This window comes from Petralouisia muris, assembly GCF_004793545.1.
Classification (GTDB): Bacteria; Bacillota; Clostridia; order Lachnospirales; family Lachnospiraceae; genus Petralouisia; species Petralouisia muris.
The window spans coordinates 18,369-30,050 of record NZ_SRYA01000057.1 but is presented as its reverse complement, the minus strand read 5'-3'; the positions used below and the strand labels follow the sequence as shown (position 1 = coordinate 30,050).

Here is an 11,682-nt window from a genome sequence, read left to right as displayed (position 1 = left end):
ATTTCTAAAGTTCAAATCGCTGTAGCCCGTATAAATACTGGGGTTACAGCGATTTGTTGTCCATATAACTGTTAAAAACAGGGTAAACAGTCCAAACCCTCCATGATAGCGGTGGGAAGACGGTGCGTATTCATAGCTCCAGTCTGATATCTGCCAATACGAAAAACCGCTGATATCATTGCAGTTTTCCAGAATATTTTTTAAAAGATAGCATGATTTGTATGCCGTATCATTGCACAGATCCCTCTGCCAGATGGTACTGTTCCATTCCGCTAACAACAAAGGCGTCTTTCCGGCCCCATGTTCTTCCAACTGCCGTTTCTGCAGTTGAATCTGATGTTTCAGGTAGTCTGTATCCCGGCTCGTAACCATAGAATATGCTTCCATATATTCGATAAGCTCCAATTCGGATTCCTCTTCCTGCGGAAAAACAGAATTGTATTTTACCATGGTCCAGTAGTCTGGAAGCAAATGGTTTCCCACCATGTAATTTCCCAGACCCTCTCCTTCCGTTTCAAAAGTTCCTCTGGCGGCAATTTTCATCCGGGGCATGATATTCCTGATCAGTTGATATGTCTCTCCGTAAAGTTCAAAATATCCATCCTGGTTTTCCATATGCATATTTACAAGAAAAACATCTGCAAAAGGAGTGATCAGCCATCTGCTTACTTCTTTTTCACCGTAACGCTCACGTATATGCAGCAAAAGCTGCCGAACCACCTCAAGCCACTCCTGAGGTTCATCCGGCATGGCAATCAGCCAAAGCTCCTCTTTTTTCTTCTGTTTCTTTCTGCACAATGCAGAAGGCATATAACTCAGTTCAATCCATGGACAGGCATGGTTGGAACAGATAAAATCTAAAATATAATCAAGAAACACATAATTGAAAATAAGATTCCCATTCATATCCCTGGAACAGATTTGAAGTTCATCATCAAAGATTCCTTTACACCGGATATACCGAAAGCCTATCTCTTCCTGAACCTTATGGACTGCCTTTTGGACACATTCCGTCAAAAGTCCCTTGGCATACCCTCCATTAATCGAAAATTTCCAGTTTCCTGACATTGTATTTCCGGCTTTACGGACATCTGCTCTGAACTGACGCAACTCCGATTCATGGTAATTTGTTTCTGTTCTTTTTTCCCCTGTATCCTTGCTCAGATAAGTAAATAATTTATCAAACAAATGAGACCCGACATCCGGCATATCCATATCAATTTCTGCAGGTATGATACTTTCCTCTATCTTTTTTTGCCGTTCTTTCTTATATTTTCCCGGCGTCACGCCATATGTATCACGGAATGCTTTAATAAATGCATTGGTATTCACAAATCCTGTACTGACAGAAATTTCTGTCACACTTTTTCCCTGATCCAATAACCGCATGGCATACTGAAGACGAACCATTTTGAGATATTCTGTAAAACTGACTCCCACTTCCTTCCGCATCAGGTGTGATAAATGGGAAGCGCTCAGATAGTTTTCTTCTGCAAACTTTCTGAGTGAGATATCCTCCTGATAATGCTCACGGACATATCCTGTAAGCAAAAGTACCTGCTCACGTCCACTTTCCCCTCTGTTTTCCGGCTTTTGCTGCCCAAATGAAATGAGAAGCTCCGATAACAGACCTGACGCCAGGCCCCGCATGCGAAGCTGTTCCTGTGGAGCATTTTTACAATACACTGCAAAAATATCCGCCATATATTCTCTGATCCTTTCATAATGCTTCTGATACTCCTGTCCAAGCAAAAAGGAAAAACATTCGATTCGCCTGTCCCCCATCTCAGGATACAGATTTAGTGCAAAAGATTCAGGAACTGATAAGCTCAAAACTATTCCTTCCAATTCTAACAGCATCTGATATGTTTCATACATGTTCAGAACAAAGATATCATTTTCCTGTATTTTCCACTTTCCTTTCCCCGCAATCGCAAGAGTTCCCTTTCCCTGCAATACATAGCAGATTTCCAGATTTTCTGTCCAGTTGCTGTTTTTCTCTTTTCCACCGTATATCTGAAAAGAAATCTTCTGATTTTCATTCATTATCCGATTTTCACCGCCTTTAAATCCTGCTACGCTCCCAGGCAAAATTGGACGTAAAGAGCATCTTCCTGTCTCCTCTTCTAATTCTTCCGATCTCATAACAATCATAATACCGGCAAATATGCCGCACCGCCCTCTCCCGGAATTACCCGCGACAGGTAGGGAAGCAAAAATTCAAATCTTAAATGGTTTGTATTTTTTATATCATCTTATTCCACAAAAGTCAACTAATGAGCCATTTCTTCATTGATTAACCATATCAAAATTCCGTCAAGAGAGATTTCCCCTTGTGTATAAAGCCGGGAATCAGAGCATTTCTAATTCCCGGCCTCTTTCCATTATCATTTTTTCACATTTTCCGGATCTCATTTTTCAGCATACGCTTGATTTTGTGCCCATGGTCTCCTTGCTGGTCTTACTGAAATGAATCCGCACAATGTAGGCAGTCCGCCAATCTTTTTCGCCCGTGCTGGAGCGTTCTTAGCTGGTATCATGGTATCAGTGGTAGAATCCGGTGGATTTCTTCGCTGCTTATAGATTCTTATCGATTCTCACGCAAAATCCACTTAACAGTTGTATCCATTTTTTGATAAGACAAGATTGGATATTGAAGTTGTAAATTCTGGGTTCATGTCTGAACCACTTCCCTGAATCTTTTTCATCTCTTCTTCACTAAGGTCTTCAAATTTTTTCCCTATAACGTCTCCATCTTCAATTTGTTTCTCCCGATTGTATTTTTTTTCTTCCTTATCTGGCTTCATAGCTTCACCTCCTCACTAAGTACTTATGGTTAAAATCTCTAACTTTGAGTTAGAGATATACCCATCCAGTTCATTCCGATATGAGTTTTCCTGCCAGCATATCTTATACATTGTTAACATTATATGCTGTCTCAAACCTCTAATAATAGAACCTTAGGAGCTGCTGAGTTTATTCCTCTTATGTATCCAAACACAAGTCCTGCCATACCTGTCATCAGATCAAATGAAGGAAAAGTTTCCATGCCTCTAATACAATATTGGTTCTTCAGACAAATCTGATCTACTTTATTTTTGTATTTATCTGCATTCTCTCCAACCATTCCATATTCTATCATATAAGAGATGAATTCAGCCAAACCAAAATTCCCATGGCATAGACAATCATCTTTTAATTCTGCCAACAAGCTTTTTTCTACTATTTCTGCCAGCATTTCATGTTCATCCTTTGCACCGTCGCCATACACCTTATATGTTTTTTGGAGAGTCAATCCAATGCCGCCCCACCCTTTACACCATGAGTAGTCTTCTCCAATAACAGCTGCCTTTGATTTCAGTTGTTGTCTATACCACAACAATTTCTCGTATAATTCTTGCGCATAATCTTCTTTTATTTCTATAAAACGCAGCAAACTGTACAATGTTCCTGCATACCCATGCGCAAATCCGGCGCCTTCCATTGTTTCGCACGAAATATCTTTTGCAACCTCATATGCAAATTCCACTGCCTCTTCTCTGCCTGCAATTTCATAGTATGTCATTAACAGATTTAATAAGCTTGCTTTTCCAAATAACCACTCATTCGTAAAACTTTCCTTATTCTTCCTATAATAATCACGAATTTGTTTCAATACTTTATATGCAAATAATTTATTCCTGCCGTTATTTTCGCTTTTTATCTTACAACACAATGCATATAAAATACTGATAGCATCTATATACGTTTCGTGGTTAATAATTACCGGGACTTTTGAGAAGAGCATATTCTCTACTCTGCATAAAATATTTTGGTATGTATTAATATTTTTACTGCTCTGGAGCGCATAATACATCAGATAAATACCAACCACTCCGTCATAATAACTACAAGACATCGGCCTTATAAACCATGTATTATGTTCCGCTGCTGATATAGAAGGCCATGTTATATCTAAACATCGTGTACCTGCTATAGCATGATCTGCAATATAATCTGCAATACCTATCGCTTGAGAATAGGCGTCCATGTTCTCTTTTCCAGTTACTGATATGGTTTGTTTTTCCCCTTTATACTTTCCTAATGCTAAAGAAAGCAGATTACTTTGCCTAACGAAGTCATGTTCTGAAATTCTCTCTGCCCTTTCCAAAATTTTGGACATTGCAGGCGCCTCATAATAATTCTTAATTTTCTCATCTTTGGTAAGCAAGTCCCTACTGCTTGTATTATTATAAAAAATAGGGACATCGTTATCCAGGATTTGCTGTACTTCATACTTAATTGACTCCGGATTGTCATACGGATATGCCCATAAGTTTTCCATAAGCTTCTCACGATTCAAATAATTTGTCATGCAGCTGGGATGATAACTGTATTGCAGCATATCACAATACTTCTGTGTGCTTTTTAACACATTTCTTACAATTTTCTCAGAAAACAATTTTTCCAGATTTTCTGTTAAGCAGCTCTTATTGCTTAATATAATGTGATAAGAATCAGAAAATCCCGCCATAATATCATCCACATATTCCTCATACCCAACTTTAATGCCTTGTAATGTTGGGAGATTTTCACTTCCCTCCATAATAAATGGTTTATAAGTCATTTTCATAATCCCATCCGAATCATTATCCAGCTGTAAAACATCAAAGGGTAATTTTTGTTCTTTTCCGGCAAGCGCGCTCATCTCTATTTCATTTTTTTTATTCATATTCCAATAAATATTAGGAAGCAGACTTGACTCTAATATCCCATCATTTAATTTATGAATAAGGTTAGACATTGCACTTCCATCCCTTTTTATACTTCGTTGGTTCTGCAAAACCGTTTCTAGGTCAATAGGAACCGGATAATCATTCACGGCTATTACATTTTCCAAATGAAGGTCTGTTGCACCCAGAACATACATGACCATAACTAACTGGCCAAATCTATAATAGTATCTATGCATAGCATCTTCATTTTCTGTTTCTTTATATGTAACAAACTCTTCAATCGCAAATGTTTCATGCACGATCCGCCTAATACCGTAAAAGGAAAAACTGCCATCCATTTTTTCCAAACATTTGTAAAACTCATTGATTGCATTACATATTTCCAAATTTTTATATTTAAAAACAAGCTTTTTATTATTAAGTGTAAAAATTAATACCGATTTTCCTTCATCATGACTGTCTGCATTCCCAAATACAAGTTCTTGCAATTCAAGCGGCTTTTGAATTCCAAAAACCTGGCTCAATTCTTTTTGCACATCCATCAGAGAGTCAATGAATATTTGGAAATTATTGACAAAATAACCCACACGAATAGATATCAGACGTGCTAAAACTGGATAATCATTAAAAAAAGCCACATAATTCTCTTTTGTCCCAAATCGAATTGTTAAATACTTTTCCAAATTACTTTCGTTTTGACTATTCTTTTTGAACCCGAAATACTCATTTTGATCATACACCAATGTCTTTAATGCAATGCTTAACACTTCTTTTTGGACAGAATCCATACAATTTTCTATGATTTGCTCTTGAATGGTAATCTTACTCATATTAATCAATTCTTCAAGCTTGTTTTTCACCCACTTACAATAGGGACGTGCAAAAAAAGCCAATTCCGTTCCATTCGAATCATCTGGATATAAGCACTCCAAAATTTCATTATGCCGTAAATACCACTCTTGTTCAACAATATAGTCGTATAAAACATCTGCATCGCTGATTGTCAAATCATGTATTGCCGCTGCAAACTTTCTTTTGTCCATACCCTCGCAAATTAATTTAAGCCCAAATATTTCCTCTGAAACCATTGAATTTTTTTTGTTAAGCCACTGCTTAATGATCTGATCCACGGATTTTTCATCTCCATCCCATTGGAACATTTGACTTCTTTCATAAATATTTGTTGCTAAAATCAGATTTTTATCATTCATTTCTTTCCATCACGCTTCCTTTTCCATGAAACTCCCTGCAGCAGAGCTGCAGGGAATGAAACTCTCTTTATTATTAAAAATTAGTCTTTTTCAAATCCGTTTCTATAGTATGCCATACGAAAGACGATGCCCACCAAAATGATTTCTCCTAATAAGACCAAATAATGTTTTAACGATAAAGATGCAATTCCTGTCAGTATCATCTGTGAAACCATCTCTGTCACAATGCCTACAAACAGATATCCTGAAATCTTATCCAAAACAGGACTAAAAGATGCAAACGTAGGTATCATTGTAATTATCAGTAATACTGGCATAGCTAATGTACTGGCACTCACCTGACTCTTGCCATAAATTCCGATTGTCATGCCTATCATGCAGCTAATAAACCCTGCAAAAGATGAAATAATCAGGTAAATTAACAGATTAACGCCATCTATTCTAATTCCGCTGATTGGAATCAGCAGCAAATTAACTACTATCATTACTGCAAATGGCGGAATAACACTGGCAAAAAAGAATTCTCTGGCAGTGACAGATGATGTCATCAATACACGAAGCGTATTATTTTCTTTCTCTTCTGCAACCATGGCACTGATTAGAAAAATGCCTGTCATACCAATATTGAAGCTGAGTCCAATGTTCAAAAGTAACTGCATCATAAATTCTGGAATTTCGCCTTTTACAATATTTCCATATAAAACTCTAAGCGCCCCTGTAAGAACCAATGCGAAAACCGGAGCAAATATAATATTTGCATTCATCATTAATTTGACTTTTAATTTTAATAAGGAACTAAGCCTGGACAATGTCTTCATTTAATGACCTCCCTGTAATCTTAAGAAAAACTTCCTCTAACGACGGTTCGCATGAATGAATTGTTTCAACCATTTCCTCTTCCATCCATCTTTTGATCTTACCCGCTGTTTCCTTACAGTCATCCAGCAGATAATTTCGGTTATCTTTCAATAAAACGCGGAATTTCTTTGTTCGATTGTACTTCAAACGTATAGCCTGTGATGTGCCCGACTCCACAATCCTGCCTTCGTTTAACAGCAAAATATTATCACAAAGCTTATCGGCTTCTTCCATGTTATGAGTTGTAAGCAAAATCCCCATCCCATTTTGACGAAGCTCCATAAGCAGTTTATGAATAGCGGAAGCAGTAGCCGGATCTAAACCGCTTGTCGGTTCGTCTAAAATCAAGAGCTTGGGATCATGTAAAATAGCTCTGGCCAAAATCAATCTTTGGGTCTGGCCTTTCGATAATATTCCAGCTTTTTTCTTCCTATGTTCACTCATTTCTGTTCTCTTCAATACTTCATCTATCCTGCTGCTGGATACGTTCAACAGTTTTGCAAAATAGTAAAGATTATCATACACAGACAGTTTTTTATATATCCCGCTATTGTCAGTAACAATTCCTATCTGTTGGTATATAGAATTGTTTAACTGCCGGGAATCCTTGCCTAACACATAGGCCAGGCCGCTCGTTTGTTTCAATTGTCCGGTGACGATTTTAATTGTCGTTGTTTTTCCAGCTCCGGAGGGACCTAAAAATCCCACAATTTTCCCTCTATCTACCTGTAAATCTACGTTATTCAGCACAATCTCATCCTTATAGGATTTTGATAACTGTTCTGTTAAAACCAAAGCTTTACTTTCCATTTAACTCTCCTCCTTCTTCTGAAAATATGTGTAAATCCCTAAAACACTGCCTTCCAAAGCGCTGATAATCAAAATAACGGCAAGGGTTTTAAGTACACTATGCGTCAAATTGTAGATCGCAAAACTCGACACTCCTAAAATTCCGATTCCTAAAAATATAATTGCTCTTTTCCATTCTTTCACCACAGCAATACAAATTAAAATCGTAAGAAGAGCCACAATAACAAGTACTTTAGCATACATTTTTCCAACCTCCTTTTTCTAATACTTCTGAAAACGAGCCTGCATAAAGCATCCCGGTTTCTTTCCAATACCGCAATTCACTTCCCATTTCATCATCCACCTTTCTATTTTCTCTATATATCATAAGCTGCTTCGTTGCATGAAATCGTTCTTCTAATACTTCATTACTTTTTGCATCTTTTATAAGACCCGTATAAATCTTAGCGGCGCATATACGATACAATTCTTCATTGATTCCATAACAACTTTTCAACTCAATTTTTCCGACCACAGAACACCCAAAACAAGTTAAGGCTTTATTTAAATATTCATTCACTTCATAGGTACCTGAGCAATCTGCAGTCGCTATGACTAACCCATTTTTATTTCTTAAAGCAAATATATGTGACCAATAACTTAACCTATCTATAAATGTCTTCATATATCCCGAAACATTATGAAGGTATACCGGGCTCCCCAAAATTATGAAATCTGAGTTTTGCATTTCCTGTTTTATTTTATGAAACCCATCCTGACTGTCCAGAACACATTCCCCATAAAAAAAGCATCTCAGGCAGCCCTGGCAATTTTGTATCGGAAGTTCTTGATTTGTGTATAAATTCAATTCAATATCCATTCTCTCACGCAGTAACTCAATACTTTTTTGGATGCATCGTACTGTGTAACTTCTCTCAGGATTATTTACCCCTGCATATGCAAAAATCTTTTTACTCACTGTTATCACTTCCTCTACTGTAATGCTAATACGGATGGCATATTCCCGGGATTGACAAGCCGTAATAATTCGTATCCAATTCCGGCTACTCCTGTAAAAAGCCCAAGATTCGGAAATTCAGGCAATCCGCCGGTGCCATATTCTGCTTTGTCAACAATAAAATTCATAATACTTTTTGCCTGTGCAAGATATCTGTCATCCTGGGTCAATAAATATTTTTCAATAAAATAATCCACTTTCCCTGCATTTCCGTGACAAAGTGTATCGTCTTTGGTAAGAAAGCTATTAGTGACAGATGCATCTGCAATTTCGATATCTCTTGATATCACATCGTCCATAATATGGCATTTTTCTCGTAACAGCCATCGGCTCAAACCAATTCCTAAGCTTCCATGACACCAATGATAATTCATTTCTCCATTATTCAGACGTTCATCGGTCCACCCGCCTAGCTCTTCATTGAAAAATTTGTTGTCACTCCCAATTAACTCCATACAGCATGAGTAATACTTGCTTTTGCCCGTCAAAGCATATACTTTTCCATAAAGGTATGCCAAAGAACTATATCCATGGGAGAATCCGCCTAATAAGCCATGATCTTTCAGTTCATTCTGTATTTCATCCATAAACTGTTCAATTACATCAAGTATTTTTATATCCATGCTTTTTTCATACATATAAATTAATATTTGTACAAAGCTTGCGGCTCCATTTAACCAATCCGCATAGTTAACGTCTTCTGTATGCAATATTTCTTGCGCGACCTCCAGAATCTCCTCCTTATCGCCTTTTTCACCCAGTACCGCTGCTGTTACAAAAGACCACTTTCCAGACATAGCAGAATTTACTTTTTCAACATCTTTAAGCCCATCTCCTGTTATATGAAGAATATTTTCAAATTCCTGGTATTGTTCTTTTCCTGTCGCCTGATACAAATAATGAAAAAATAATTCCATCCCAGCCATTCCTTCATAGAAGTTTCCATGCATCACATCCACTGTCCACGTTCCATTAGGCGCCTGATATATGCCGTCAAATGATACTTTTCTCTTATCCTCATTATAATGCGCCAACTTCATCAAAGAGTCGCCAATCCTCTCTGCAAGCTTCACATAATCACGATCTTTTGCATGATCTGAAAGTACAGATTTAAGTTCCATAACATTAGTTCTTGAATTAACAATTGGGCTGTACTGTTTTGTCATCAGTTTTATGAGTGACATTTGTTTTTCAAGATTTTTTAGAGATAAACCTTTGGTTTCATTTTTCAGCGCCTCCATGCCCGATTCATCATAATAATCTTTAATTATATTTCCAGTTGAGTCAATGACGTCATTGGTTGAAGTATTACAGAAAAAAATCGGTATATCATTTTCAAGAATGTCCTTAATTTCACTTTTATGGAATACTTTATCCCCCAGAGAGTATTTCCATAAATTCTCAAAAAGCTTTTCTCTTTCTAACGCATCCCGCATACATCTGGGATGCAATGCCATCTGCTGCATACGAGCATAATTCATAGTATTTCTAATTATCATCCTGCACTTTTTATTTTCAAAGACAGAAATATAAGACAACAGTTCTTTCTTATGGTCCATTAATAACGTATACATTTGACGAAAACCATCTATAATATCTTCTCCATAATCAAATGCATTAATTGTCTCGCCGCAAAGCGTTACTTTATTGGTACAATCACCAGATGTCATTTTTTCATAAACATAATGAATGGTATCTAATTTTTCATCCTTTACACGTTCTACCTCATATGGAATTTCCTGTGACGCGCCGTTCAGAGCACTCATATCCATTTTTGAATCAGAATATACATTAGGAAATATGGAAGTTCGCGCAACAGATTCACTTAAAATCCTTTTTTTCTGCTGCATATAAAAATTATTGTCAAAATTACTCTTATTTGGACGCTGCAATAACGTTTCCAAATCAATAACTACCGGATAATTTTTAGAAGCAATTATATTTTCCCTGTGAAAATCATTTCCATTCAAATAGAACAGCAGACAGGACAATCTGCCAAAGTTCCGATAAAATTCATGAACTTCACTTTTGTCGCAGCACTCTTCCTGCTTCACAAATTCTTCAAAGGTATAGTCCTCATAGCAAAGTATATCATATGTCTTTATATAAGTTTCTCCTGCCAATGCATTGATGTTTTTACAAAATTCATTGTATGCCAAAGCGATATCTAATTTTTTCGGTTTATAAACAACTTTACTTCCGTCACTGTATTCCAGCAGTATAACAGTTTTTCCATTTTCATGAGAATCACCCATATCCATAGCCGCCGAACAAAGTTTAGCTTCCTTAGAAATATGGAACTGCTCATAGATTTCATTTTTGTGTTTATCATATCTCTTACTGAAAGCAATTGTATTTTCCACAAAATCATAGGTACATTTTGACATCAAACGTGCCAAAACGGGATATGATTTATAGAAATCAACTAATTGATTAATATCTTTATGACTTTCGAAAAATTCACAGTAACGTTCATGGGATGTTTCAGACACAAGTTTTCCCATTAATCTTGCACGATTGATTTCCAACACTATGGTCTTATGTGCCAGCTCCAGTAATTTTGTCATAAGACCTCTCATAAATGAATTTAAAATCTCTGTATCCAGATTTAGTATCTTGATTCTTTCTTCTGCATAATTCAAAAAATTCCTTACAATAATGTAATAGTCCACCTCCTCCGCAGAAATACTTTTCAGTTCACGGCTGCTTTCCTCTTCTAATGACTCGCTTAATACTTTAAACCAAGCGCTATCCAGGACTAATTCTTCTAACAATTTCATTTCCAGCAGCCTTTCATCAATGGCTAATGCAAAAAGTTCCTCTTTGTAATCCATAATAGAAAAAATATCCTCAAAGTCTTTCTCGGTGAGCAGGCTTTTTCTCTTTTTCCATTCATTTAAAAGAGCGGGACTTCCTTTTAAAGACGTCTTTTGTTTACAAATTGCTTGATACCGCTCATTGATCCATAGTGCTTTGACAAAATCTTTTGCTTTAACTTTTATACTCATAAAATCCTCCTCTTAATCAATAGTTTCGCAACATCTATTATCAAGTTAATGCATATTGCGAAACCATCCATTTTAATTTATGC

At 36.7% G+C, this 11,682-nt stretch carries 9 protein-coding genes; all 9 read right to left on the bottom strand.

From position 1 onward, the window contains the following. The coding region (locus E5329_RS21090; protein WP_135991336.1) for a GH39 family glycosyl hydrolase at window positions 1–2,154 on the bottom strand (2,154 nt) is incomplete at its 3' end. Between the two features lie 264 nt (window positions 2,155–2,418). Continuing rightward, window positions 2,419–2,481, bottom strand: coding sequence for a hypothetical protein (locus tag E5329_RS32855; protein ID WP_456320034.1), 63 nt, complete (start codon window positions 2,479–2,481; stop codon window positions 2,419–2,421). Window positions 2,482–2,612: 131 nt separating this feature from the next. Continuing rightward, entirely contained in the window at window positions 2,613–2,807 is a 195-nt protein-coding gene (locus tag E5329_RS21080) for a lichenicidin A2 family type 2 lantibiotic (RefSeq protein ID WP_135991335.1), read from the bottom strand. 131 nt (window positions 2,808–2,938) lie between these two features. Further along, complete coding sequence (lanM, locus tag E5329_RS21075; protein ID WP_135991334.1) at window positions 2,939–5,926, bottom strand: type 2 lanthipeptide synthetase LanM; 2,988 nt, start codon at window positions 5,924–5,926, stop codon at window positions 2,939–2,941. 80 nt (window positions 5,927–6,006) lie between these two features. Next, on the bottom strand, window positions 6,007–6,744 hold the full coding sequence (locus E5329_RS21070) for an ABC transporter permease family protein (RefSeq protein ID WP_135991333.1): 738 nt from the start codon (window positions 6,742–6,744) through the stop codon (window positions 6,007–6,009). After that, window positions 6,722–7,594: an ABC transporter ATP-binding protein gene (locus E5329_RS21065; protein WP_135991332.1), complete on the bottom strand. Its 873-nt coding sequence runs from the start codon at window positions 7,592–7,594 to the stop codon at window positions 6,722–6,724. Before E5329_RS21065 ends, E5329_RS21070 begins: the two co-directional genes overlap by 23 nt. Continuing rightward, complete coding sequence (locus E5329_RS21060) at window positions 7,595–7,837, bottom strand: hypothetical protein (protein WP_135991331.1); 243 nt, start codon at window positions 7,835–7,837, stop codon at window positions 7,595–7,597. Next, the gene (locus E5329_RS21055; protein ID WP_168356715.1) at window positions 7,827–8,552 is read right to left on the bottom strand and encodes a flavodoxin family protein; all 726 of its coding nucleotides are present in this window, start codon (window positions 8,550–8,552) and stop codon (window positions 7,827–7,829) included. Before E5329_RS21055 ends, E5329_RS21060 begins: the two co-directional genes overlap by 11 nt. Before the next feature lie 14 nt (window positions 8,553–8,566). Further along, window positions 8,567–11,599, bottom strand: coding sequence for a type 2 lanthipeptide synthetase LanM family protein (locus E5329_RS21050; protein WP_135991329.1), 3,033 nt, complete (start codon window positions 11,597–11,599; stop codon window positions 8,567–8,569). Between the last annotated feature and the right edge of the window lie 83 nt (window positions 11,600–11,682).

Bases quoted from the DNA above. Each gene is read 5' to 3' on its own strand.
- E5329_RS21080 (WP_135991335.1), bottom strand. From the start codon at position 2,807: ATGAAGCCAGATAAGGAAGAAAAAAAATACAATCGGGAGAAACAAATT.
- lanM (WP_135991334.1), bottom strand. From the start codon at position 5,926: ATGAATGATAAAAATCTGATTTTAGCAACAAATATTTATGAAAGAAGT.
- E5329_RS21070 (WP_135991333.1), bottom strand. From the start codon at position 6,744: ATGAAGACATTGTCCAGGCTTAGTTCCTTATTAAAATTAAAAGTCAAA.
- E5329_RS21065 (WP_135991332.1), bottom strand. From the start codon at position 7,594: ATGGAAAGTAAAGCTTTGGTTTTAACAGAACAGTTATCAAAATCCTAT.
- E5329_RS21060 (WP_135991331.1), bottom strand. From the start codon at position 7,837: ATGTATGCTAAAGTACTTGTTATTGTGGCTCTTCTTACGATTTTAATT.
- E5329_RS21050 (WP_135991329.1), bottom strand. From the start codon at position 11,599: ATGAGTATAAAAGTTAAAGCAAAAGATTTTGTCAAAGCACTATGGATC.